17 protein-coding genes are annotated in these 25256 nt (G+C 53.5%); 12 read left to right on the forward strand and 5 right to left on the reverse strand.

The window, feature by feature from the left end; translation table 11 throughout:
- The first annotated feature begins 9 nt into the window (after positions 1 to 9).
- The 7 genes from BXP70_RS13520 to BXP70_RS13550 all read left to right on the forward strand — a co-directional run bounded on the left by BXP70_RS13520 (position 10) and on the right by BXP70_RS13550 (position 9518).
- The gene (locus BXP70_RS13520; RefSeq protein WP_086594631.1) at positions 10 to 1548 is read left to right on the forward strand and encodes a RagB/SusD family nutrient uptake outer membrane protein; all 1539 of its coding nucleotides are present in this window, start codon (positions 10 to 12) and stop codon (positions 1546 to 1548) included.
- Between the two features lie 234 nt (positions 1549 to 1782).
- Positions 1783 to 2508: a basic secretory protein-like protein gene (locus BXP70_RS13525; protein WP_086594632.1), complete on the forward strand. Its 726-nt coding sequence runs from the start codon at positions 1783 to 1785 to the stop codon at positions 2506 to 2508.
- A gap of 181 nt (positions 2509 to 2689) precedes the next feature.
- Complete coding sequence (locus tag BXP70_RS13530) at positions 2690 to 4981, forward strand: GH92 family glycosyl hydrolase (RefSeq protein WP_086594633.1); 2292 nt, start codon at positions 2690 to 2692, stop codon at positions 4979 to 4981.
- A 75-nt stretch (positions 4982 to 5056) separates the two neighbouring features.
- Positions 5057 to 6475, forward strand: a complete 1419-nt coding sequence (locus BXP70_RS13535) for a glycoside hydrolase family 125 protein (protein WP_086594634.1) — start codon at positions 5057 to 5059, stop codon at positions 6473 to 6475.
- 133 nt (positions 6476 to 6608) lie between these two features.
- Entirely contained in the window at positions 6609 to 7649 is a 1041-nt protein-coding gene (locus BXP70_RS13540; protein ID WP_086594635.1) for a glycoside hydrolase family 43 protein, read from the forward strand.
- A gap of 116 nt (positions 7650 to 7765) precedes the next feature.
- Positions 7766 to 8524, forward strand: coding sequence for a class I SAM-dependent methyltransferase (locus tag BXP70_RS13545; RefSeq protein WP_086594636.1), 759 nt, complete (start codon positions 7766 to 7768; stop codon positions 8522 to 8524).
- Positions 8525 to 8555: 31 nt separating this feature from the next.
- Positions 8556 to 9518, forward strand: coding sequence for a glycosyltransferase family 2 protein (locus tag BXP70_RS13550; RefSeq protein ID WP_086594637.1), 963 nt, complete (start codon positions 8556 to 8558; stop codon positions 9516 to 9518).
- Positions 9519 to 9528: 10 nt separating this feature from the next.
- On the opposite strand, the gene BXP70_RS13555 is transcribed toward BXP70_RS13550, so the two are convergent.
- Positions 9529 to 10830, reverse strand: a complete 1302-nt coding sequence (locus BXP70_RS13555; RefSeq protein WP_143436496.1) for a hypothetical protein — start codon at positions 10828 to 10830, stop codon at positions 9529 to 9531.
- 358 nt (positions 10831 to 11188) lie between these two features.
- On the opposite strand from BXP70_RS13555, the gene BXP70_RS13560 reads away from it, so the two are divergent.
- Positions 11189 to 11914 carry a glycosyltransferase family 2 protein gene (locus BXP70_RS13560; protein WP_086594639.1) on the forward strand — a complete coding sequence of 242 codons (726 nt, stop codon included), beginning with the start codon at positions 11189 to 11191 and terminating at the stop codon, positions 11912 to 11914.
- A 53-nt stretch (positions 11915 to 11967) separates the two neighbouring features.
- Here the strand turns inward: BXP70_RS13560 and BXP70_RS13565 are convergent, their stop codons facing one another.
- Positions 11968 to 13833: a hypothetical protein gene (locus BXP70_RS13565; protein ID WP_143436497.1), complete on the reverse strand. Its 1866-nt coding sequence runs from the start codon at positions 13831 to 13833 to the stop codon at positions 11968 to 11970.
- 61 nt (positions 13834 to 13894) lie between these two features.
- Entirely contained in the window at positions 13895 to 15112 is a 1218-nt protein-coding gene (locus BXP70_RS13570; protein ID WP_086594641.1) for a PIG-L family deacetylase, read from the reverse strand.
- A gap of 543 nt (positions 15113 to 15655) precedes the next feature.
- On the opposite strand from BXP70_RS13570, the gene BXP70_RS13575 reads away from it, so the two are divergent.
- The 3 genes from BXP70_RS13575 to BXP70_RS13585 all read left to right on the forward strand — a co-directional run bounded on the left by BXP70_RS13575 (position 15656) and on the right by BXP70_RS13585 (position 20458).
- On the forward strand, positions 15656 to 16645 hold the full coding sequence (locus BXP70_RS13575; protein ID WP_143436498.1) for a hypothetical protein: 990 nt from the start codon (positions 15656 to 15658) through the stop codon (positions 16643 to 16645).
- A 167-nt stretch (positions 16646 to 16812) separates the two neighbouring features.
- Complete coding sequence (locus tag BXP70_RS13580) at positions 16813 to 19281, forward strand: TonB-dependent receptor (protein WP_086594643.1); 2469 nt, start codon at positions 16813 to 16815, stop codon at positions 19279 to 19281.
- Between the two features lie 16 nt (positions 19282 to 19297).
- Positions 19298 to 20458, forward strand: a complete 1161-nt coding sequence (locus tag BXP70_RS13585; protein ID WP_086594644.1) for a PepSY-associated TM helix domain-containing protein — start codon at positions 19298 to 19300, stop codon at positions 20456 to 20458.
- Positions 20459 to 20550: 92 nt separating this feature from the next.
- On the opposite strand, the gene BXP70_RS13590 is transcribed toward BXP70_RS13585, so the two are convergent.
- The gene (locus BXP70_RS13590) at positions 20551 to 22080 is read right to left on the reverse strand and encodes an OmpP1/FadL family transporter (RefSeq protein WP_086594645.1); all 1530 of its coding nucleotides are present in this window, start codon (positions 22078 to 22080) and stop codon (positions 20551 to 20553) included.
- A 69-nt stretch (positions 22081 to 22149) separates the two neighbouring features.
- Positions 22150 to 23535, reverse strand: a complete 1386-nt coding sequence (locus tag BXP70_RS13595) for a hypothetical protein (protein ID WP_086594646.1) — start codon at positions 23533 to 23535, stop codon at positions 22150 to 22152.
- 182 nt (positions 23536 to 23717) lie between these two features.
- Between BXP70_RS13595 and proS the strand changes: the two genes are divergently transcribed.
- A complete protein-coding gene (gene proS / locus BXP70_RS13600) occupies positions 23718 to 25193 on the forward strand; it encodes a proline--tRNA ligase (protein WP_086594647.1) in 1476 nt (491 codons plus the stop codon).
- Positions 25194 to 25256 lie beyond the last annotated feature (63 nt).

Below are 25256 nucleotides of genomic sequence, written 5' to 3' on the forward strand. Positions count from 1 at the left end.
TAGCTTCTTATGCTTTCCTATATCCGCTTTCGCACCCAGGCTGCAGCACTTTGTGCGGGCCTACTACTGACCGCTACCGGCTGCAAAGATTTTCTAGAAGAAGACAACCGCTCGTCGCTCACGCAGGAGAACTACTTTACCAACGCCACGCAGGCGCAATCGGCCGTCGATGGACTCTACAACCGCCTGCGTATTATGAACACCGACGTGGGCTACGGCGAGTCCATCTGGGTAGGCCTGGAGTTGATGGCCGGGCATGCCACGACCCTCGGGCAGAGCTTTAACAACAGCCAGCTCATCAACCAGAGCATCGACCCGGCTAACCCGTACTTTTCCAACATGTGGAATACGGCTTATAACGGTATTGCGGCGGCCAACCTAGCCATTGCGCGCATTCCGGCCGTATCCATGGATGAGTCGCAGAAGCAGTCACTGCTCGGGCAAGCGTATTTCATCCGCGCGTTTCTCTACTACCACTTGGTGCGCTTATATGGTGATATACCGCTGCTTACGGTACCCGTCGATGGTTCGAGCCCAGAGCTCTATCCTACCCGCGCGCCGCAAACTGACGTGTATAACCTCATCATTGCTGACCTGCAAGCTGCTGAGCAAGCAGGGCTGCCAGCGGTAGACCGCACGGGTCGCATCTCGCAAGGCGCGGTGAAGGCGCTACTATCCAGCGTCTATCTGACCACGGCTGGTTATCCTTTGCAGATAAAAGCCAACCACCAGAAGGCTGCCGATAAAGCCGCTGAGCTGATTGATGCCAACAGCTACCCGTTGTTTGTCACCAAGACGGTTAAGACCAAGGTGGATTCGGCCGTGTACATCAACCTGCACAACAATGCCAGCAAAAACCAAGGAGAGCTGATTCTGCAAGCACAATATGCTTTCGGTATTGCCACCAATGCCATCAGCGCACTCGTGATTCCCTACTTCGTGGGCATTTCGAAATACAACGACGAATTTGGGGCAGTTATCCCCACGCCTGCTTTCTATAATAGCTACGAGCCGGGCGACCTGCGCACGAAGGAGCAGCAATTCTACTTCTCGAAGTATCCCTCGATCAAGACTGCTGGCCAGACCGTCAACTTCGGTACCCAGGCACTGTACAAGTACTTCCAGGTGGAAAGCGCCACCGGCAACGGCGTAGGCGACGAAAACTGGACTTTGTTGCGCATGCCCGAGGTGATGCTCATCTACGCGGAAGCAATCAACGAAGCCGGCAGCGCAAACGCCAAAGCGTACGAGCAGATCAATGCTATCCGGCGGCGGGCCATGCTGCCCGAACTTCGCGGGCTAAGCCAAGCCCAGTTCCGGGAGGCTGTGTGGAAAGAGCGCTACCACGAGCTAGCTTACGAGAACAAAGCCTACTTCGACATTCAGCGCACCCGCAAAACGTACGATGTGGTGAACAACCGCTTCGTGGACGTGGTAGGCTTCAAGGGAGAAGTAGGACCGGCTTTCCAGGAGAAGTATCTGCTGTGGGGCATTCCATCAGCTGAAATCAACAACAACAAGAAGCTAACCCAGAACCCAAGCTGGTAACCACATAAACGTCATAAACGTCAGGCTAGGACACAAGGCCACGCAAGCGGCAGTTCCGGGAACTTGCTGCCGCTCCGTGGTCTGGTCCGGCCTGACGTTTTAGTACCACGCCGCGGGTAAGCACCCAAGCGTTGGGCGGCGTGCCCTACAGAAGGCTTACCAAGCAACCTCCTCCCCATAACATCATCCTTCAAAAGCAGCTCAGCTAATCGATAACCCTTTAATTCAGGATAAATGAGAAGTAGTCGCTTCGTTTTTCTTCTTACACTAGCATCGTTTTTCGTCCTTAGAACTGGAGTAGCGCGAAACAGCGAAGCGACTAACCCTAGGTCGGATTTCTACGCCAAGGACTCTATCACCAAAGGGGGCTACACGCTTATCTTCATCTCTAAGGATTCTGCTTTTAGCGCGCTTACCAAACAGCGCATGATCAGCACCTTCTTCGTGGTGTATCCGCAGGAAGCCAAGCGGTTCAACCCCAAAACCCTGAAGAAAATAAAGTTCGTGGTGGACCCTAGCTACAAAGGTGTGGCGGCCACCGGCAACGGCATTGCTACTTATAACCCTCAGTGGCTCAAGGATCACCCCGAGGACATTGACGTGGTGACCCACGAAGTAATGCACGTAGTGCAAGCCTATCCGCCCAACTCGGTGGGCTGGCTCACCGAAGGCATTGCCGACTACGTGCGCTATGTGTACGGGGTCAATAACGTAAAAGCAAAGTGGGCGCTGCCTGATTATAAAGAAGGCCAGAGCTACACCAATAGCTACCGGATCACGGCTAGGTTTTTTGCCTGGCTCGAGAAGAATGTGCGCAAAACGCTCATCAATGAGCTAGATGCCGCTGCCCGGGCCGGCACGTATTCGCCCGAAATCTGGAAGCAGAAAACTGGCTTTACGCTGGATGAATTGTGGCATACCTACACCCAGAATCCGACGCTGGAACTCACGTATCGTTGAGTTGTTGCGCGGTACAGATGCAAAATCACCTCTCGGTAACCTATTCCAGGTAGTAGCCGCTTCCTGAACCTGATAGCCACTTTGGGCTAGGTTTTTCTACGCGGCAATTAGTAACCTTACGGCTCCGCCTACCCCGTTTCACTTGCGGTGGGCTCCGCTCCTTTTCACCTTCCTCAACCGAATGTCTAAACTTCTTCCTGCTATTGCGGCGCTGTGTCTGCTGGAAGCCTCCCCAGCCCTAGCCCAAGTCGCGACGCCCGACCGCAACCCCGTGCAGTGGGTGAACCCGCTGATTGGCACCGACTCGAAACCTAGCTTGTCGAATGGCAACACGTACCCAGCTATTGCGCTGCCTTGGGGTATGAACTTCTGGATGCCGCAGACCGGCAAAATGGGTGACGGCTGGGCTTACACCTACGCAGCCGACAAGATCAAGGGCTTCAAGCAAACGCACCAGCCTTCGCCCTGGATGAACGACTACGGGCAGTTTGCCATCATGCCCATCACTGGCAAGCGTGTATTCGACGAAAACGAGCGGGCCAGCTGGTATTCGCACAAGGCCGAGGTAGCCGAGCCCAACTATTACCGGGTGTACCTAGCTGACCACGACATTACCACGGAAATCACGCCCACCGAGCGCGCGGCCCGTTTCCGTTTCACCTTCCCCCAAACCGACAGCGCCTACGTGGTGCTCGACGCCTTGGATAAAGGATCGTACGTGAAGGTGCTGCCCGAGCAGCGCAAAATCATTGGCTACACCACCCGCAACAGCGGCGGCGTACCCAAGAACTTCAAGAACTTCTTCGTCATTGAGTTCGATCATCCGTTTACCAGCACCGCCATCTACAAAGACAAGGCGCTGACGGCTGGCGTGATGGAGGCCACGGCTAACCACGCCGGAGCCGCCGTGGGCTTCAAGACGCGCAAGGGCGAGCAGGTAAATGCACGAGTGGCCTCCTCTTTTATTAGCCCCGAGCAAGCCGAACTGAACCTACGCGAGATTGGCAACAACGACTTCGACGCCATTCGGCAGCAGGGCAAAGCAGCCTGGAACAAGGCCCTAGGTCGCATCGATGTAGAAGGTGGCACCGACGACCAGCGCCGCACCTTTTACTCGTGCTTGTACCGGGCGCTGCTATTTCCGCGCAAGCTGTATGAACTGGATGCCAGCAACAAAGTAGTGCACTACAGCCCCTTCAACGGCGAAGTGCTGCCGGGCTATATGTACACTGACACCGGCTTCTGGGACACCTTCCGGGCGCTGTTCCCCTTCCTGAACCTGATGTATCCCGACGTAAACGCCGAGATTCAGCAGGGCCTCGCCAACGACTACAAGGAAAGCGGCTGGCTGCCAGAGTGGGCTAGCCCGGGTTTGCGCAGTGTGATGGTGGGCAACAACTCAGCCTCTGTAGTAGCCGATGCGTACCTGAAAGGCATCCGCGGCCAGGACATGAACGTGCTCTACGAAGCCCTAACGCACGGCGCCAATAACGCCGGCCCGATGCCGGCCGTGGGCCGCACCGGCGTGGAGTACTACAACAAGCTAGGCTACGTGCCTTACGACGTGAAGATCAACGAAAACGCGGCCCGCACCCTGGAGTACGCCTACGACGACTTCACCATTTATCAGCTCGCCAAGGCACTGAATAAACCTAAGAAAGAAATCAACCTGTACGCCAAGCGCAGCCAGAACTATCGCAACCTATTCGACAAAGAGTCGGGGTTGATGCGCGGCAAAAACCAGGACGGTAAGTTCCAGAAGCCTTTCAGCCCCTTTAAGTGGGGCGACGCTTTCACCGAAGGCAACAGCCTGCACTACACGTGGTCGGTGTTCCACGACGTACAAGGGCTGATGGATTTGATGGGCGGCAAAAAGAAGTTTGTGGCCACGCTGGATACTGTGTTCAAGCTGCCGCCCGTGTTCGACGACTCCTACTACGGCGGCACCATCCACGAAATTCGGGAGATGCAGATTGCCGATATGGGCAACTATGCGCACGGCAACCAGCCTATCCAGCACATGACCTACCTGTATAACTACGCGGGCCAGCCCTGGAAAACGCAGTACTGGGTGCGCGAGGTGATGAACCGGCTGTATCTGCCCACCGCCGACGGCTACTGCGGCGACGAAGACAACGGCCAGACCTCGGCTTGGTACGTCTTCTCGGCCCTCGGTTTCTACCCCGTGTGCCCCGGCACTGATCAGTATGTGCTCGGCGCGCCGCTCTTCCCGAAAGCCACCTTGCACTTGCCTTCGGGCAAGGACATTGTGCTGACTGCCAGTAAAAACTCGAAAGAGAACCGCTACGTGAACCAGCTAACGATGAACGGCCAGGTGTACGACAAGAATTACCTGACCCACGAAGAGCTGCTGAAAGGCGCTACCCTTGACTTCGACATGTCGGCTACGCCGAACAAGAACCGCGGTACAAAGTCTGACGCCGCTCCTTTCTCCATGTCCAAAGCTAAGTAACTTGCCAACCCTGCGGCGCGGCCTGTTCTACAGACCGCGCCGCTTTGCATTCCTACCTTCTACACCTCCCACCGCATGAATCGCAGAACTTTTGCGCAAAGCTTCTCCCTACTCACGGCTAGCGTGTTTCTCAAACAGTACTCCTTTGCGGGCGCGGCACCGGCTTTTCCCGTCGTGCGGCCTGCTGCCGACAAGCGACGCTTTCGCAGCCGCTCCGTGGAAGCAGCCATTGCCGAATTCAAGAAGAAGGTGAAAGACCCCGAGCTAGGTTGGCTATTTGAAAACTGCTTTCCTAACACGCTCGACACCACCGTCACGTACACCACGGCCCAAGGCCGCCCCGACACCTACGTCATCACCGGCGACATCGACGCCATGTGGCTGCGCGACAGTTCGGCGCAGGTGTGGCCTTATCTGCAGTTTATCGACAAGGATACCGAGTTGCGGCAGTTGGTAGCAGGTGTGATTAACCGCCAAACGCGCTACGTGATCAAAGATCCATACGCCAATGCCTTCTACGGCGACGAAAACAAGGTAGGCGAGTGGAAAACCGATAAGACGCAGATGCAGCCCGGCGTGCACGAGCGCAAGTGGGAAATCGACTCGCTCTGCTACCCTATCCGTCTGGCCTACTTCTACTGGAAGAAAACCAACGATACCAAGCCGTTTGACGCGCAGTGGCAGCAGGCCGTTAAAACTACCTTGCAAACCTTTCGGGAACAGCAGCGCAAAACGAGCCTAGGTCCGTACCACTTTCAACGCGAAACGGCTAATTCTACCGATACGCAGCCCATGAAGGGCTATGGCTACCCCATCCAGCCCGTGGGCCTGATTTGCTCGGCTTTCCGCCCCAGCGACGACGCTACGCTTTACTCGTTTCTAGTGCCCAGCAACTTCTTCGCGGTGGTGAGTTTGCGCCAGGCCAGCGAGATGATGACGGCCGTAGCCAAAGACACCAAAACGGCCCAGGAGCTAACGGCCCTAGCTAGCGAAGTGGAAACCGCTCTGCGCAAGTACGCGGTGGTGAAGCACCCCAAGCACGGCGACATCTACGCCTACGAGGTTGATGGCTTTGGCAGCCAAGTGCTAATGGACGACGCCAACGTGCCGAGTTTGGTATCGCTGCCTTACCTAGGTGCCATGCCCACCTCCGACTCTATCTACCAGAACACGCGCAAGTTTCTGCTTTCCACCGAAAACCCGTTCTTCTTCAAAGGCAAAGCGGGCGAGGGCATTGGCGGGCCGCACGTGGGGCAGGATATGATCTGGCCCATCGCCATCGTGACCCGGGGCCTCACCAGCACCGACGACGCGGAAATTCGCGCTTGCGTGCAGAGCCTGAAGGCCACCCACGGTGGCACAGGCTACATGCACGAGTCATTCAACAAAGACGATCCTAGCAAATTCTCACGCTCGTGGTTTGCCTGGGCGAACACCATCTTCGGCGAGTTCTTGTGGAAGGTGTACCAGGAAAAACCGCAGCTGTTAGCTTAGGTCTTCCAATACTGCGGACTTTGTAGCCTGCGCTTGTTCGATTTCACTTGTACTTATTAAGCGCGGACTACAAAGTCCGCGCTACTTGTATACACTAACATTCCGAAAACGCTTCTCCCTAAACGCCCACACGATGTACGCTTTCTCGAAAAAGATCCTCTTGCTTAGTACCCTAGGTAGCCTTTTGATAGCACCAGAAGCTTTTTCTCAAACGGCAACTGCACCGGGCAAGAAAGCGGTAGCACCCTCGAAATCGACTGGTCAGCCGGCCACGTCGGGTAACCCCATCTTCCCTGGTTGGTACGCCGACCCAGAAGGCACCATCTTCGGCAAGCAATACTGGGTGTATCCGACGTACTCTGCCAAGTATGAGCAGCAGGTATTCATGGATGCTTTTTCCTCGCCCGACCTGGTGAAATGGACCAAGCACCCACGCATTATCGATACGGCAAGCGTAAAGTGGGCGAAGAAGGCCATGTGGGCTCCTTCTATTGTGGAGAAAAGCGGTAAGTATTATTTGTTTTTCGGGGCCAATGACGTGCACGAGGGCGAGGTTGGCGGTATCGGCGTGGCCGTGGCTTCCAAGCCCGAAGGACCATTCAAAGACCACCTAGGCAAGCCGCTCATCGGGCAAATTCACAACGGCGCCCAGCCCATCGACCAGTTCGTGTTCCGCGACAAAGACGGGCAGTACTACATGATTTACGGTGGTTGGTCGCACTGCAACATTGTGCGGCTGAAAGACGACTTCACTGGCCTAGTACCTTTCACCGACAGTACTACTTACAAGGAAATTACGCCGGAGGGCTATGTGGAAGGACCCTTCATGTTTCGCCGCAATGGTAAGTATTACTTTATGTGGTCGGAAGGCGGCTGGGGCGGGCCCAACTACTCCGTGGCCTACGCCGTGGCCGACTCACCCCTAGGTCCCTTTAAGCGCGTGGGCAAGATCTTACAGCAAGACCCCACCGTAGCGACTAGCGCAGGCCACCACTCCATCATCCAGGTGCCGGGGCAAGACCACTGGTACATTGTTTACCACCGCCGGCCCTTAGGCGAAACCGACGCCAACCACCGCGTCACCTGCATCGATGAACTTCACTTCGACGAGCAAGGCCTCATCAAACCCGTGAAGATTACAGCTGAAGGTGTAGCCAAACAAGCCCTGAAGTAGGCACCTAGGTAAAACGTTGACCTAGCACTCGGAGAACCAGGGACACAAGTGCGCCGCGCGCAATTGAGAGCAGTTGCAATTGCGTACTTTTGTGGGCTAAAATCCGAATTACTGAGATGGACCTAACGTACGAAGCTAGATACCACCAACTAGAAGAGCAGCATTGGTGGTTTGCTAGCCGGCGCGACGCCGTGTACGACCTTATCAAAGGGTTGCAGCTCCCACTCAATGCTGCCATTCTGGAAATCGGGTGTTCGGGTGGGCCCCTCATGCAGCGGCTGCGAGCAGCTGGGTACACGGACCTGACCGGCATTGACGTTAGCGAGCCAGCGATTGAGCTAGCCAAGGCGCGTGGAGTACCGCACGTTTCGGTGATGGACGGCGCCGACCTAGCATTCGCGAACAACCGGTTCGACTTAGTAATCGCCTCCGACGTGCTCGAGCATATCGAAGACGAAGCACAGGCCTTACACGAATGGACCCGAGTGCTGAAGCCAGGCGGGCGTATGTTGGTATTTGTGCCCGCGCATACCTATCTCTGGAGCGAGCACGACGTGGTAAATCATCACTTCCGCCGCTATTCTCGCCAAAGCTTGCTACGCGCCCTGCAGCAGGCCGGCTTACATGTGCAGCGAAGCTCGTTCTGGAATGCTGCCTTATACTTTCCAACGGCAGTTCTGCGACTCGGTCGGCGGCTACTCGTGGGTCCCACGCCAACGGAGAAAACACCAGGTGCGACCGGCGACTTGCACGACTTCGGGGGGGTGGCTAATAGCTTGATTTTGCACTGGGTGAAAGCAGAAAACGGCTTGTTACGCTGGTTCAATTTGCCCATTGGCGTTAGCGTGTTTGCCCTGGCCCAAAAACCAGCGTAGTTTTCTTTGCCTTTAACTGCTTATCATCTACGTGGAGCTGTCAGTCGTTATTCCAATTTACAACGAGGAAAGCAACATCGGCGAGCTTTACGAGCGCCTACTGCGTGTGCTGGAGCCTATGCCCTTGGCGGGTGGCTTCGAGCTTATTTTTATCAACGATGGCTCGCGCGACCAGTCGTTGCCCCTGCTGCTGAACCTAGCTTCCCGCGATGCGCGCGTGCGTTACATTGACTTTAGCCGCAATTTCGGCCATCAGATTGCCGTTACGGCCGGCCTCGACCGCGCTCAAGGTCAGGCCGTAGTGATCATCGACGCCGATCTGCAAGACCCACCCGAGCTGCTTCCGGCATTGTATCAGAAGCTGCACGAGGGGTACGAAGTAGTTTATGCGAAGCGCCGGTCTCGGCAGGGCGAAAATGTGGCTAAGAAGCTCACCGCACGTTTGTTTTACCGCATCCTAGCCAACATCACGCACATCTCCATTCCGGTCGATACGGGCGATTTCCGCATTATTTCGCGTAAAGTAGTGGAAGGCTTACGCATGATGCCTGAGCAGAATAAGTTTATTCGGGGCCAAATATCCTGGATTGGCTATCGCCAAACGTTCGTTGAATACGACCGCGCCGGGCGGGCCGGCGGCACGACAGGCTACACTTACCGCAAGATGATCCACTTGGCACTCGATGGCATTACTGCTTTCTCCGATGCCCCCCTGAAAGTGGCTACCATTGGCGGTTTCGTTGTGTCAGGCATTGCCTTCCTGGTCGGGCTATACACACTTTACTCCCGTTTTGTCACCCACGATTATCAACCCGGCTGGCCTTCGTTGATGGTCAGTATTTTATTCCTAGGCGGCGTACAGCTTATATCCGTCGGAATCATCGGCGAGTACATTGCGCGCCTGAACGCCAACGTACGCCAACGGCCACTGTACATCGTTTCGGATACGAATATGCCGGCCGCTCGCTCAGCTGGTCAGGAAGCGGGTTCCTAAAAGTCGGCCGCTAGCCGTCAGCTATAGGCCCTAGAAATGAGGCTTGTTTTCTCGTAATCAGGAGCAGTACAAAGAGCGAAGTGAACAGCGACACGGAAGCTAGGTACGTGTAGGGCACAATCAGAAAAGCATAAAAGGTAGCTAAGTAGGCTTTTAGGCTTAGCAACGCAGCCAACCGCGGATCGAAATGGCGACGATGATACCAAAACAAACCGCCGGCTAATACTACAATACCCGTACACAAGGCAAAATGAACTAGTTGAAGTCGAATAATCCGATCTTCTAACGTACCTGACAAGTCATAGAACCAGGGCGCCAGCCCTACTCCGTTGAAGAGGTGAATAGGCCCGAGCCAGGGGGCCGTTGTATCGATCTGCTGCCACGCTGATTTGGCAACATCTAGGTTCTCAAGCTGCGCCCGAAAGAAGATAGTGGGATCATGTAGCAAAAAAGGCACAAACAACGCCACCACCCCAACGACGGTCAAACCAGCGGTTAACCAGCCCCGCCGTGGGTTTTCATAGAGCAACAGTAAACCATAGAGCGGCACCCACAGAGCCAAGGAATAGCGGGAAAGTAAACACAAGGCTAAGCCAGCAGCCTTTATCCAGGCAGAGTTCGAAAAAATACCGGCTGCCAGCAAACAGTAAAAGCCAACGATCAATCCCTCAACCGTCAGGCTGTACATGGGCTTGTCGATAATTACGTTGAAATGCACCAGCAGCACGGGTAACGCGGCCTTCAGTAGCCACTCTGCCCAGGGCAACTCCAAGCGCGCCAGAAGCCACTCGTAAGTCAGTAGGCCTAGTAGCAAGCCGCCATAAGCCCACCACCGGTAATCGATACCTGCTAGGTCAGCACCCACAAACGGCAGCCACTGCATCGACGGGTAGTTTGGCAGAAACGTATAGCCAAACATCGTTAGTGGCTTGTACACCGTTTCATGCTGCAAGAAGCGCTGTACATACACCTGCAACGCCGGCACGATATCAGAAAAGGTACCAATGGGGGCCCGAACCAAGGCCTTCCGAATGATGGATGCCGTCAGCAGCGGACTTGTTGCCAGCAGCGCAGCTCCAACTAAGAACCGATATCTAACGTTGCGCGTCGGCACGAGTCGCCGCAGTTGTAGACCTCGTAGCCGGTAAGCTAGCCCTAGGCAAAGCAGCAATTCCACGCTGTAGAGCAACACTGGGCTCCAATAAGGACCTAGCGACTTACGCCAGAACGTGAAGAATAACACTTCGAGTACAAACAGCAGCCACAGCAACCAAGCCCAAGGCGTACGTGCAGAGAAGTTAAAAAGAGGCATGTATAACAGATAAACGCAGCAATGACGACACTCAAAGTACTGGTTTTCTCCGGACAAAAGATCAGCAAAATACCTTGCCAGCAGGTGAGTCAATCTATTCGATCTACGTTACTCATTGCTTTCAAACCACACCTTCAGCAGTGTATGTAGCAAATGCCGCATCCCCAGCAGTATATTTCTCGCTGTTCAGCTTATAGCAAGCTCCTCAAAACCATTATTCCTGTGCAACTTGCGCTGGCATTGCGGCAAACTTCTGATTATGGCCATTTGAGAGGGCTAGAAGAAGTACGTAATTAAGCTTTGCTTGCCCCGCCCGCTTTGCTCATCCGTACTGAGGTTGCCCACCCTATTTGCCTCCATGACTGCTGCTCCCGCGCTAGCGCTAGTGCTGCCCTGCTTCAACCCCCTACCTGGGTGGGCCAATAACATCCTGGAGAGTCTGTCCCGATTGTACACACTTCTGCCGCCGGATACTCTTATCCATTTGTATCTGGTAAACGATGGCTCTACTCGCAACGTAGACCCGGCCGAGGTAATGCTACTTGAGCAAGAGGTACCGCACTTTACCTATCTCACTTACTCCGCTAACCGCGGCAAAGGCTATGCCTTGCGCATGGGTGTAGAGCATGTCCAGGAACCCATATGCTTATTTACGGACATTGACTTTCCGTACGAGGAGCGCAGTATCGCTAGCTTATACGCCACGCTGCGAGCGGGCGGGTGCGACCTAGCCGTAGGTGTGCGCGATGAGGCATATTATCAGCACGTGCCAGCCACTCGACGCCGGATATCGCACCTATTGCGCGGGCTGACGCGCAATTTGTTGCATCTGCCCGTCAGCGACACACAGTGTGGGCTCAAAGGCTTTAACGCTACCGGCCGGGCCGTATTCCTGCAAACGACTACCGACCGCTACCTTTTCGATTTAGAATTCTTGTTTTTGGCTTCACGCCAACCGCACGTGCGGGTTGAGCCGGTGTTGGTTAGCTTGAAGCCTGGTGTTGTTTTCTCGAAGCTTAACTCCCGCATTTTACTCACGGAAGGAGCTAGCTTTTTGAAAATTTTGCGCCGGCGGATGCTGTAGCTAAACGAAAGATGGGAGTAATAATCAGCGGCAAAAACGCAAGTACTTACCACTTAATCTAGGTCCCACCGATACAGCTGAAGGGTGCCGGCTTGAGCTAATAATTTCAAGTGCTTTTCCCGTATAAACCGAGCGCCTGCCTTAAAAATGCCTTGTGCAGCAGGGTCTTGCTGCGTTGTGACCCAACGTTTGCTGCCATTGTAGAACCCTTGGTCAACCATAACCAGAATTGGCTTTCTGCTTAGCTTCGCTCGCAGTGCGGGCGCTACCCTGTTTGCCCGAAACATACTCAACAGAGCCCGTACCTGCGCGGGAGGAGTACGCGACATTTTACTAGCCAACAAGGGCAAGTGCGTTCGCAATGAGAGCTGAAAGGCTTGGATAGCCTGTCGGTCGTCATCTTCGATCACCAACCCAGGCGCTTCACTTCCTACGTGAAAATAAGGAATAGGCAAAATAGCTTGATAAACGGTTGGATCTAGCTTAGCAATTAGCTCGCTGACAATCGGCTGGTTCTTCGCGCTGGTCAGGATATTAGGCACAAGAGATTTGCGATAATGCTTCAGTGTATCTCTTGTATCGATGTACGCAAGCACAACCAATCCTACTGCTAACAGCCACCGCCACCTTTGCTGGCTCGTACGTAGCCAGTAGTCCAGCCCAGCTAGCACGCCTAGGTTGACCGCCCAGAAAAAAGGCCAGTTGAACCGGGCAAAGGCTCGAAAATGGGCTACCATGTGCGTGATTTTGCTTAAGTAAAAGAACACACTCAAGTAGTTATACACCACAAATTGCCCGGGTACGATTTGGTAATTGGTGCCGACTGCAGCGAGTACTCCTAAAAAGCCAGCAATGCTCAACAGCAGCACAAAGCGAAATACAACCGTTTGCTTCCATGCCTGCCACACCGTTAGCCACGCCTTACGCTTAAAGCAAGCAACTACCAAGGCGACAACAAGGCTCATCAGGGCAAAGGCACCTAGGTATCCGTACGACTCGTAGGCAACAGGTTGAACCGGCTCAATGATAAAGTGGGTCTTCTCGTAAGAATATGGTTTGAAAAGCGCCGAGAACTGAAACATTAGGGAAGGCACTTCATAAAACCCCATGTCGGCGCGTCGCAACGTATAGTAGCCATCAATCAGCCGAACAACAGTGAAGCTAATTAGCAGAGGCACTAGCGTTAGTACAGCCCCAGCAACAAGCAACCGCCACCGGTACCAAATCTTTTGCGAGGCCAACCACAAAACAAAGAACGCCCCGATGCAAAGCCCAACAATGGGCAAGTAGTATAAGTGAATAAAAGCGGCTACTGTAAGCCCCGTGGTTACGACAGCTACTACGCCAGCAATCGGACGCCCTTCGTGCTCACGCTCGTATAGTTGCCATAGCCCCCAAATAGCGAGCAGCAGTACCCAGCTAAAAGACAAATTGAAGTGCCCAATAAGCAAGCGCTCTGTTTGCGGATTGAGCCAAGGCAGCATTACACTGAATACCACAACTAGCACAGCAGAATGCAATATCCTACGCAACAAGACACACAATAATGCTGTACTTAGAAAAATACCGCCAATCAGGATACAGTGATAAATATCTAATGCATAAGCGCTTATATCATGGATATGATGTGAGAAGAGCTTAAGGAAAACGGCGAGAATAGGGGTGTTATCCGTGTAGAAGATGTAATCGCCGAAAGGGTAATTCATATCGCCGAACCACCACAAGCCGCGCGCAAACGGCTGTTGTAAGTAGGCTTGAAATGTAAAGGCGTTTTTAGCCCCGTCGTAAGCGGCACTGAGCATGTACTGGCCCGGATGCAAAAGCAAGGGCCCAAAAGCACGTAGTACCAGCCCGACTTGTAACAACATAGCAATTGTCACGAGCCAGAATGCTTTGTTCTGGCGAAAGGGCATAAGCATAAAAGTAGATTTAGTTACCAAAACAGCTTCGATAACTAAATCTACTTAACTGTAAACCAAGCTACCGGGCGACTTCTATTCGACGGTAGCGATGTTCCTGACCTACCTGTAGGCGACAAATATACTGTCCGGCTGCAGGAAATTGATCGGCGTTTAGCCATACCTCATGGTAACCAACGCTCTGCGTGGCTTGCACCATGGTTTTGAGCAATAGGCCTTGCATACTAAATATCTGCAACGTTACAAAAGCCGCCTTAGGCAGTGTGTAGCCGACAGTACTCGAAAGCGAAAAGGGGTTTGGGTAGTTGGCATTCAGCGAAATATTGGCAGAGGTAAGCGCAGTGGAATCTGCGACATACGCAACGACTTCTGGCTTCTTGGTAGTTGGGTCAGCATTGTGGCGCATGCGGAAATATTGTCTACCTAGCCATTTCAAGTGCGCCTCGTTCCATTCTGTAACTTGCCCAGCTCGTACTTGGCCTTTGCAATAAGCAGCAAACAACAGACTCTGATGCGCTTTTTCATCGGCCGACAGGTTTTCTGGCTTTTTGCTCGAAGCATACTCAACGTACAACAGCTGCCGACAATCTTGATCAGCCGTTGCAATGCGCGCTATTACCCCAGCCATCCGGTGGTCAGGATGGTCATCGGGATTGTATGTTTCATTAGGATCTGGCGTATGCACCCAGGTGCACTTCGTGCCGGCACTTTCGCGTTGAACAATCCGATGAACCGTTTCAGTTAAATCCTCCCAAGTAGCATAAGAAGCCGTTTTATCGATGCTTGTTAATGGCCCACCTTTCCCGTTTTTGAACTGGCGTACGCTTTGAAAATTTCCACGCGCGAATCCTTTCCCGTTGAACCCACCATCTGGTAAGCGCAAGAAGTACGCTACTACATTCTTATGCCGAAAGGTGTGTACTAGGTGCGTGTTGACCGTCTCTTCGCCAAACAGAGAATCAGGTCCCATCTGAGTGGAAAGATCTGCGGCGGCTTGAATAGAGGCACGGCAACCAACTTCGCGACTTTGCCAGTAAGCATCGCCTGGCTCATTTGCCTGGCCAGCGGTGAGACAGATGATGATTACTTTGGTCTTCGGGCGTTGAATATCATCATAGGCATGGCTACCCATAAAGAGTTGCCAATCGTCTTGATGCGCCACGATATAGAAAGCAGCATTTTTTTGTTTGGCGCCGCTTGATTGTGCATGCGCTACCTCTCCCCACCCAAACCCTAAAACAACACTGAATAAAAAAAACCAGAGTAAGCTTTTAACCATGCAGAAGAAAGGTAATAAGCAGTTGACGTCGGGAGAGGGCCGATAAATCGCTGAGCCAGAGGTTATCGTATCGAAAACTACACAATTTCTCTGATTGTACAATATCCGTTCGACAAATAGCCTTATTCACAGGTTAAATTGTCATTTCACACGTTCGCCGATAAATTACTTCCTCTACTCTTAACCTTTACACCTACCTATCGTATAAGCGTGTTCTCGTCGGGAAGCTAGCTTATACTTCCACATAGCTATTGATTTATAATTACTTAAGTGCTATTTATACCTTATCTGGTAAGCTGCACCTAGCTATGTATACTACTTGCAAGAGACTCACCAGTATGGGCACGAAGTAAGGAAGCTAGCCAGAGCGGTAACAGGTCAAGAAAATAGGCGGTGAGGAAAATTTCGACGGCTTGCGCCCGTTGAAGTACAGGACGTAACAGTGTGCGTTGGTCTGTGAGCGAATGCGGGTAGTTTACCTAGCTCACTTCATTGCGCCAGCCGGCTTCTACTTTCGCTTTCTTCCCCCGACCTTTGCACGCTATGCGTCGTTCCTTCTTGCTTCTTGCGTCTTTATTGGTACTTGTGCTTACCGCCTGTGACCCTGGCGTTACGTCGGGTCCTCGCATCGACTTTGTGGGCAGTACCCGCTTTACTAGTTCTAGCCGGGTCTTGACTACGCCCGGCGATACGGTAAGTAGCTTCTTGTATGCCGATAATCGTGACAGGGATACTACTGATGACAAGAAGTATAGTGCTTTACGCCGGCTTGTTGTTACCGTCGTTTACGAACCCGGCCTAGCCCCGTCTTTGTATCCTCTCGGTGCCTTATCGCCTGCTGCGCCTAAAGACTCTTGCATTTATCTGGACTCTACGTTGGCCGACAATACCAATGCTTTCGTTTTCCGACATGATTTCACTAGCCGTACTACCTCTGGGCGTGAAACCTGGCTGTTTAAAATAATTGATGCAGATAATAAAGAGGCTACTCGGCAGTATCGGCTATCGATGCGCCGTACCGATTCGGCAGCCGTCATCCATAACTATAGCACGTTATTGCAAGCACCACAGTCTCATCTTCGGGCTCGCCGCAGTTTTCTAGACGCAACGAATGGGCTAGCTCTTACCGGCTACGCAGCTACTAATCCTGTTTTCCAGCAGCTTATTGATCTGGCGTATGTACCGGGCCCCAACAATGCTTTCGGCCTAGCTGCCCCCAACGCAACGGCTGAAGCAATGAGCAAGGCTGGGACCTCGGCCTGGCCTACCAAGAACAGGACGGAACTGCGTATGACCGGGCTCACCCTTCGCGACTTCAACAATGCCACGACAAATGTAGCGTTGCGAGATGCCTTCAACGATGGGTCTGCTTCGACCTCTTATCTTCCTTCTATTGGCGAAGAAAAGGTTATTGCGTTCCGCACTACTATGGGTGACCAACGGATTGGCCTAATTTACGTGCAGGATATTCTTTCCACGGCAGTCCCAACTGTGCTCTTGCAGATTCGGGTGTCGAAGACTACGGTTCAGTAGTAGCTCCGTCTGGCACCATATTACCTAGGTTTAGGAAAGTCTTGTTGGTAAGCGAGTATATCTATAAGGACAAAAGTGACAGCTATTGTTTTTAATTAGTCTAAATAAGTTTAGGATTCTTGCGGTTTGCATATGAGTTTTGCAGTACGAAACTCATTGCAACACACATGTACGTTCTTACTCTTAAGCGGCTAGGCAAGCCGTCTACATTTTTGCTCACGGTACTAGGGTGCCTGATAGCATGGTCTGCCAGTGCACAAACTAGTACTATCCAAGGTCGTATCAATGCCGCTGGCCAACCCGTAATGGGTGTGTCGATTGGGCTGAAGGGCACTACTATCGGCAGCAACACAGATGCCAACGGCAACTACCAACTCACTCAACTAAAGCCAGGAACGTACACGCTAGGAGTGAGCATGGTGGGCTACAAAACGCAGCAACACCGAGTAGAGGTAAGAGCCAACGAAGCCGTAACCAAGGATTTTACGTTGGAGCAGAGCAACGAGCAGCTGGACGAGGTGGTAGTGGAAGGCCAGCAAACAAACAAATTTGCTCGCAAGCAATCGGAATACGTGGGCAAAATGCAGCTCAACAACCTCGAAAACCCGCAGGTGTATGCGACCGTGGGCAAGGAGCTATTGGCTGAGCAGCTGGTGTTTTCGGTGGATGACGCCACACGCAATGCACCGGGCCTGCAAAAAATGTGGGAGCCGACGGGGCGCAGCGGCGATGGTGGTTCCTTCTATGCTAGCCGCGGCTTTGTCGTGTCGAGTCAGCTGCGCAACGGCGTAGTTGGTAGCGTTACTAGCACCGTTGATGCGGCCAATCTAGAGAAGCTCGAAGTCATTAAGGGCCCCTCGGCTACGCTCTATGGCAGTGCCCTAACCTCTTACGGTGGCTTGCTGAACCGTGTAACGAAGAAACCCTACGAAACCTTCGGGGGTGAAGTAGCTGTGTCGGCTGGCAGCTATGGCTTTCACCGGGTAAGTGCTGATGTGAACACTCCTCTTAACACAGCTAAGACGCTAGCTTTCCGCTTAAACGCGGCTTACAATTACGAAGATAGCTTCCAGAATGCGGGGTACGCAGGCTTCGTAAAGAACCTAGCTATTGCACCAAGCCTGCAATTTCAACCTACGGAACGCCTGACCATCAATCTGGATGCGGAAGTGTACCGCGGCACGAATGTAGGCAAGCAGCTCATATACCTATATTACGGCGATAAAGTTGATAACTTCGGCTTTTCGCGGGCTGACCAAGCTCCGCTCGATTATCGCCAGTCGTACCAAGGACCGGGGCTAACGCAGGACTCCCGCAGCACCAACTTGTTTGGGCAGGTTCGCTACCGCATCTCCCCTAGCTTTACCTCTACTACTTACCTCAGCTCCAGCCGTAGTTACTCGGAAGGCAAAGGGCCCTACTTCTACCTGATATCGGATATTGCACTTCGTAACGACAGCACCTTTACCACGCCAGGCGTAAATAATCTGCTTCGAGCCGACCAATCAACGCAAAACAGCCGCCGCCAAACGTATGAGGTGCAGCAGCTGTTCAACGGCGACTTCAAGCTAGGTAGCCTCCGCAACCGCGTAGTGCTAGGCCTGGATTTCCTGCGGATCGACTCCAACGTTGACTTCTTCGGTGGCACCTTCGACACGGCGCCTCTCAACGTGCCGGGCTACGACTACCGCACCTTCAACGGTGCTGCCGTTGATGCAGCTTACGCGGCCCAAGCGCCTCCACATTACCTGGTTACAACGAAAATTAATACGTATAGCGCCTTCGTATCGGATGTGCTTAACCTCACTGAAAAGCTTAGCGTGTTGGCTGCCGTGCGCGTCGACCGCTACGACAACAAGGGGGGCATCTTGTACTCACCCGTACCGGCTTACGCCCAAACAGCCGTTTCGCCAAAGTTCGGTCTGGTGTACCAGCCGATAAAAGATCGGGTATCACTGTTTGCGAATTATCAGAATAGCTTCAATAACCAAAACGGCAGCTACCAAACACCCGAAGGCCGGTCTTTCGCGCTCAAACCGGAGCATGCCAACCAAATTGAAGGTGGTGTAAAGCTCGACGCAGCTGGCGGCCGAGTAAGTGCCACAGTAAGCTACTACGACATCCGGGTACAGAACATTCTACGTAACCTAGGTACCGTAGGCGGCATTAGTATCGGTGCCCAGGACGGCACCCAATGGAGCCGCGGCGCCGAGCTAAACCTGACAGCCAACCCGCTTACAGGACTAAACGTGGTGGGTGGTTTTGCCTACAACTATTCTAAGTTTGTGGATACCAACGAGGATGTAAACGGTCGTCGCCCCAATACGGCGTCGTCACCTTACTTGGCTAACGCCTGGGTTAGCTACCGCCAGCCCACTGGTACTCTCCAAGGGCTAGGGGTAGGTTTTGGGGGTAACTATGCCAGCGACAACAAGATTCTCAACAGCGTTTCACAGGGCGTCTTTACGCTACCTAGCTACACGGTACTCAATGCCAGTGCCTTTTACGATCTGCCGCATTATCGCTTTGCTGTGAAAGTGGATAATCTCACCGACAAACATTATTGGATCGGTTACACCACCTTCAACGCGCAAAAGCTACGCAGCATCGTAGGCAGCGTGAGCTATAAGTTCTAACTCTAACTCTCCGCCTATGACGGCTAAGCAGCTCGTTGGCAAACTACACCTCTGGCTCGGCCTCGCGTCCGGGCTAGTGGTGTTTATTGTCAGCCTCACCGGCGCCATCTTCACCTTTCAGGACGAAATCCGCGACCTGACGGAGCCTTGGCGCAAAGTGGCAGCGCAAACGACAGCGCCGGTATTGCCTTCGCGCTTGCAGAAGGCAGCGTTGGCGCCGCATCCCGGCATAGCGGCTCAGGATACGTGGGTAACTTACTTCGGGCCCGAACGTTCGGCCACGGTGTTTTTCACGGATAAAGCTGGCAACCCCATGCAGGTGTACCTGAACCCGTACACTGGCAAAGTGCTACACGAGCAAAACCTAAGCACCCACTTTTTCAGCATTGTGCAGGAAATTCACATGACCTTGCTGCTGCCCGAGCCCTTCGCCAAATGGGTGGTAAGTGGTTCCGTCCTAATTTTTGTGGTGATGCTAGGTACGGGGGTGGTGCTGTGGTGGCCCAAGCGCAAGCAGGAGCGTAAGCAGCGCTTCACCATCAAGTGGGGTGCCCGGTGGCGCCGCGTCAACTACGATTTGCACAACGTGCTAGGCTTTTATGCCGCCAGCGTTGCGTTGGTACTAGCCCTCACGGGCCTGTTCATGGTGTTTCCTTGGATGCTTGAGTCGGTAGAGTTTGTGGCAAATGGTGGTCGACAGTACCCGCAGGAGAAAGCCATTCCGAAGATCGACACGCTGCAAACGGTTACGGCTTCTACTCAGCCCCTAGCCGATGTGATTTACCGCACCGCACGCCGCCTTTCGCCCCAAAACGCAATGATCCTTATTGCTCCTCGCGGTACCGACAAAGACCCCGTAGGCTGCTGGACCTACCAACGGGCTCTGCATTATTACTACCGCGACGAGTTCAGCTTCCACCCCGTTTCGGGCCAGCTACTGAAGCAGCAGTTTCACGCCAGCAAAAGCAACGGCACCAAGCTGAACGACGCTAACTATGATATTCATACGGGCCAGATCTTGGGGCTAGGTGGCAAAATCGTAGCTTTCCTAGCCAGTTTGATTTCGGCCAGCTTACCCGTCACTGGTTTCTTAGTGTGGTGGGGCCGGCGGCACAAAACCATTAAACCCAGCAGGCCTGCTCGCGCAACAACGCTACCGGCTAAAGCTTACTCTTAAGGAAGCAGGACTAGCTACTGGCAACTTCTCCATGATAACCCAACAAAAAAGGCGACCTAGCTAGGTCGCCTTTTTTGTTGTTAACACTTCCGCTAAAAAGTGAAGCCGACTGTAGCCGTGGTAGTAAAGCGGTTGGTATTCACCGCAATTACTGGCTGCGCACCACTATTCAAGGTATAGGGGCTGTAGAAACGGTCGTTGGTATTGTATACACCAGTTAAGTCGAGGAAGAAGTTGTTCTGCCGCAAACCTACGCCACCAGTGATGTAATTCTGGGTACGGTCGAAGTCACTGGATTGGAATGGGTCGCCGTAGCGAGCATACCCCAGTCGTAGCCGAAACACGTCGAGGCGAGCTTCTCCACCAACACGAAAGTTGACTGTTGAGCGGTATAATGACTTGATAGCTTGGTTTTCAACATCGTAGCCATAAGCAGGCGTCGAGCTGAAATTGTCGCTGTTGTCGTCGCTGAACTTCGCTTGGCTGTAATTCAGATACTCTACATCTCCCGACAGGAAACCGTACTTACCAATAGTAACTGCCACACCACCTGATGCCCGAAATGGCGTGGTAAGCTGGTAAGTATAGGAACTCGGCTGCGTGTTTACCGTAGCACCTGTCGTTGTTTGTCCGCCCCCGAGGGGAACAGCTGGGCTGTAGTTGGACGTAAGCGTCGTGCTGTAGTCATCTGTTAAGCGCATGAACGTTGGCGTCTGAACGGAAGCGCCAAGCCGCACCATATCGGTTACCCGATAGATAGCCCCCACTCGCAGGTTGAAGCCCGTGCCTCGCGTTTGGTACTGATCAACTAGTGACAAGCTACCGAAGTAATTGGTCACATCATTGTCCGACTCCTGGTAGTTACGGGATTCGTTGTAGCGCGTGTTTATAATACCTAGCCCTATACCTAGGTATAGTTTATCGCGGTAGTTAGCACCGTAACCAAAATCATACTGCGTCTGCGCCCCCTTAGTGATAACCGTTTCGCTCTGGTTGATGGCACCTTGGCGCTCTAGTAATGTAGGCGTGTACGTGCGACCAGTGCGTGGGTCGACATTCGTCAGCAACGCACCATAGGCTAAGCCATCCAGCGTTTCGTAGCTCTGATTATCGTCTTCTTTATAAATCTGCGTGCTGTCGACCCGCTGCTCGCGAAAACGCTGGAAGAGGGAGCGTTGGTCGTCTACACTTCCTGCGTACCGGAAAGAGGTGTTGAAATTATTTACCCGGTTTATTCCGACAGCAAAAGTGCCACTGCGCCAGTCACTATCATCGTTGTCGGGCTTGCGATTAGTAAAAGCAGCCCCAAAGCTCGCAACATGCAGGTTATTGCGTGAAGCGTCTGTTTTAGAGCCGGTGCCGGTGCTACTACTGCTCGTGATACTATAGCCTGGTGAAAAGGAAATTTCTGACTTTTGATATAGGCCTAGCCCAGCCGGGTTGGTTATCAAGCTACCTAGGTCAGCCCCCACTGCTACGCTAGAGCCACCAATAGCTTGCGTACGAGCTGGTCCCCCAAATTGCAACCGCGAATAACGCAAGGCGTCGTCTTCGGTTTGGGCAAAAGCGTGGCTGGCCCAGCCCATAAGAGCTAAGCCAAGCCAGTATTGTTTGTTTTTCATAGAGTTAGAAGGTGACCACTATCTGATGGTCGTTCACCTGAGATAACGCTGCTCGGCAGTTGGTAGTATCTACCGGATGCGGCCACGGCCACCGCCGCCACCACCTCCACCGCCGAAGTTGCCACCGCCGCCACTAGAGCCCCCAAATGAAGGCGCAGGCGACGACACACGCGCTGGTTCTGAGTAGGTACGCGTTGGCTCCGAGTACGTGCGCGTTGGCTGCGAATAGGTCCGCGACTCGTAAGTACGCTGTGGAGTCGATTGGTTTTGGTTGCTCACTTCACTGTTACGGAATACCTCGCTAATGCGGCTCCGGCGCTGTGCCTGCTGATAATCTTGTGGCGTGGTTGAACCAGCAGCGTTCGTGTTATCAACCATCTGCTCCCGACGTCCGCGGCCTGAGTAATCGAGGCGTGGCTGTTCTGTCGACTGTGTGCTAGGATCTATCGTGCGGCGGCTCAACCGACCTTCACGGGCGCCCCGCTCGGTCTCGCTCATCACGCGCTCGTTGAGGTTGTAATTGTTATTGGGAGCAGCTAACCCATTGGTTTGCTGCGACTGATAAGTGCCTGGCTCCGTTATCCGGCCGCGTGCACGTGCCGGAGCAACGCTAGGCCCAGCATTGCCTACCACGCTGGTGTTAGGTGCTACGATGCCGCTGGTATTTGGCGAAGCTGTTAGGCCACCTTGGCTCACGTAACGACCGCCACGGCCCCCACCACCAATAGGTTGGCTAGCTGAAACTGCCTCACGGGCACGATCTACCCGCGGAGCATAGCGTACGTTGCGGCGACCATAGTCACCATTGCCCCCCCAATAACCGGAGTTGCCGTAGGCGTAACCAGAACCTAGCCCGTAGTAACCGCCACCGTACAGGCCGCCGTAGTACGGGTTGTAAAAGCTATCATAGAAGCCTCCGTAGCCGAGGCCATAAGGACGGTACCCTCCGTAATTACCGAAGCCTAGGCCGAGGCTCAGATAAGAGCCGCCAAAGCCGTAACCGAAGGGGCTATAGAATGAGCTGTAGAACGGATCGTAAAATCCGCCGTAGCCAGTGCCTAAGCCATAGTAAGGAGAAAACGCGCTGCCGTAGCCACCGCCTACGAAGTAAGGATCGGTGTACACGGGGCTGTAATAGCTCAGCCCGCTATAAGAAGAGTTATTGAAGCGACCTAGGCGCGAAGCATAGCTGTCATCATAGTACTCCGAGGAGCCACTCGACGAGCTGTTTTGATTGCCGCTATATTCAGGATTGGTGTCTTCGTCAATGCCTTGTCCTTGAACGGCGTATTGATCATCCGTCGCGGTAGAAGCCGTGGCCACTTGCGTCGTCCGATCCTTGGATGAATAATAGACGCCGTCGTTCTCCGTAGAGGTTATGCCCGAGGTACTGGCGCAGCCACTCAGGGCGAGCAGCGCTACCGCGGGAACTAGGGTGGTTAATTTATTTTTCATGGCTGCTTGCGCGTAAAGAGAAACCCAAATAATGGAGAACGAATGAGGTCCCGTAGTCTGAATTCTAAAAAGAAAGCTACTCAGGGATAATAACGTAAATTTACGCCGAAACGGTGCTTTTTTACTATCAAATCTTGTACCGATACAAGAACCGCTTCGACTACTCAAAGATACTCTAAAACATGAGCAAAAGTTTGCCTAAGCGTAGCGAGGATTACTCCTTGTGGTACAACGAATTAGTAAAGCGTGCTGGCCTAGCCGAAAACTCCGCCGTACGCGGCTGCATGGTCATTAAGCCCTACGGCTACGCCATCTGGGAGAAGATGCAACGCCAGCTCGATGACATGTTTAAGCGTACAGGTCATCAGAACGCTTATTTTCCGCTTTTCGTGCCCAAAAGCCTGTTTGAAGCGGAGGAAAAAAACGCCGAAGGTTTTGCTAAAGAATGCGCCGTCGTAACCCACTATCGGCTCCAAACAGACCCCGATAATCCAGGCAAGCTACGCGTTGATCCTAACGCGAAGCTAGAGGAAGAGTTGATTGTACGGCCGACCTCAGAAGCCATCATCTGGAGCACCTACAAAAACTGGATTCAGAGCTACCGCGACCTACCACTTCTCATCAACCAATGGGCTAACGTGGTGCGCTGGGAAATGCGCACGCGCCTGTTCCTGCGTACGGCTGAGTTCTTGTGGCAAGAAGGACATACAGCCCACGCCACTGCCGAGGAAGCGCTAGCCGAAACCCGGCAAATGCTAAACGTGTACGCCGAGTTTGCCGAAGAGCACCTAGCCCTGCCGGTAGTGCGCGGTGTGAAGACAGAAAACGAGCGTTTTGCGGGTGCTCTGGAAACCTATTGCATCGAAGGCATGATGCAGGATGGTAAGGCGCTGCAAGCCGGTACCTCGCACTTCCTAGGGCAGAATTTTGCCAAAGCGTTCGACGTGCAGTTTCAGACGAAAGAAGGCCAGCTAGAGCATGTGTGGGGTACAAGCTGGGGCGTGAGCACCCGCCTGATGGGTGCCCTCGTCATGGCGCACTCCGACGACGAAGGCTTAGTGCTGCCACCCAAGCTAGCTCCTATTCAGGTGGTCATCGTGCCAATCTACAAAACGGGCCAGCTCGATGAGCTGCTGGAGCGTATCCGCCCGATCCAGATGGGGTTGATTGAACGCGGCATCAGCGTGAAGGTAGACGACCGCGACACGGAGCGTCCTGGCTACAAGTTTGCCGAGTGGGAAATGAAGGGCGTACCAGTGCGTCTAGCAGTTGGGGCCCGCGACCTAGACAACGGCACCGTCGAAGTAGCGCGCCGTGACACCAAAGAGAAGATGAACCTGCCGCTGGCCGATATCGTGAACAGCATCGATCAGCTGCTCACCGACATGCAAGCCAACATCTACCGCAAGGCCCTTGCCTACCGCGAAGAGCACACCACGCGCGTCGACACCTACGACGAGTTCAAGCAGGTGCTCGATACGAAAGGCGGCTTTGTGGTGGCGCACTGGGATGGCACCTCCGAAACCGAAGAGCGCATCAAAGACGAAACCAAGGCAACCATCCGGTGCATTGCCCTCAACGAACCCGACGAAGAAGGCACGTGCATCCTGACGGGCAAACCCAGCTCTCGCCGCGTTTACTTCGCCCGGGCCTACTAGGCAAACAATGCGACCTTTGTTGTAGCCTGCGCCTGAACTACCTACGAACGCGGACTATGAAAT

It is taken from the genome of Hymenobacter crusticola (genome assembly GCF_002154225.1).
Classification (GTDB): Bacteria; Bacteroidota; Bacteroidia; order Cytophagales; family Hymenobacteraceae; genus Hymenobacter; species Hymenobacter crusticola.

Coding starts and splice junctions, on each gene's coding strand:
- BXP70_RS13520 (WP_086594631.1), top strand. CDS start 10: ATGCTTTCCTATATCCGCTTTCGCACCCAGGCTGCAGCACTTTGTGCG.
- BXP70_RS13525 (WP_086594632.1), top strand. CDS start 1,783: ATGAGAAGTAGTCGCTTCGTTTTTCTTCTTACACTAGCATCGTTTTTC.
- BXP70_RS13530 (WP_086594633.1), top strand. CDS start 2,690: ATGTCTAAACTTCTTCCTGCTATTGCGGCGCTGTGTCTGCTGGAAGCC.
- BXP70_RS13535 (WP_086594634.1), top strand. CDS start 5,057: ATGAATCGCAGAACTTTTGCGCAAAGCTTCTCCCTACTCACGGCTAGC.
- BXP70_RS13540 (WP_086594635.1), top strand. CDS start 6,609: ATGTACGCTTTCTCGAAAAAGATCCTCTTGCTTAGTACCCTAGGTAGC.
- BXP70_RS13545 (WP_086594636.1), top strand. CDS start 7,766: ATGGACCTAACGTACGAAGCTAGATACCACCAACTAGAAGAGCAGCAT.
- BXP70_RS13555 (WP_143436496.1), bottom strand. CDS start 10,830: ATGCCTCTTTTTAACTTCTCTGCACGTACGCCTTGGGCTTGGTTGCTG.
- BXP70_RS13560 (WP_086594639.1), top strand. CDS start 11,189: ATGACTGCTGCTCCCGCGCTAGCGCTAGTGCTGCCCTGCTTCAACCCC.
- BXP70_RS13565 (WP_143436497.1), bottom strand. CDS start 13,833: ATGCTTATGCCCTTTCGCCAGAACAAAGCATTCTGGCTCGTGACAATT.
- BXP70_RS13570 (WP_086594641.1), bottom strand. CDS start 15,112: ATGGTTAAAAGCTTACTCTGGTTTTTTTTATTCAGTGTTGTTTTAGGG.
- BXP70_RS13575 (WP_143436498.1), top strand. CDS start 15,656: ATGCGTCGTTCCTTCTTGCTTCTTGCGTCTTTATTGGTACTTGTGCTT.
- BXP70_RS13580 (WP_086594643.1), top strand. CDS start 16,813: ATGTACGTTCTTACTCTTAAGCGGCTAGGCAAGCCGTCTACATTTTTG.
- BXP70_RS13585 (WP_086594644.1), top strand. CDS start 19,298: ATGACGGCTAAGCAGCTCGTTGGCAAACTACACCTCTGGCTCGGCCTC.
- BXP70_RS13590 (WP_086594645.1), bottom strand. CDS start 22,080: ATGAAAAACAAACAATACTGGCTTGGCTTAGCTCTTATGGGCTGGGCC.
- BXP70_RS13595 (WP_086594646.1), bottom strand. CDS start 23,535: ATGAAAAATAAATTAACCACCCTAGTTCCCGCGGTAGCGCTGCTCGCC.
- proS (WP_086594647.1), top strand. CDS start 23,718: ATGAGCAAAAGTTTGCCTAAGCGTAGCGAGGATTACTCCTTGTGGTAC.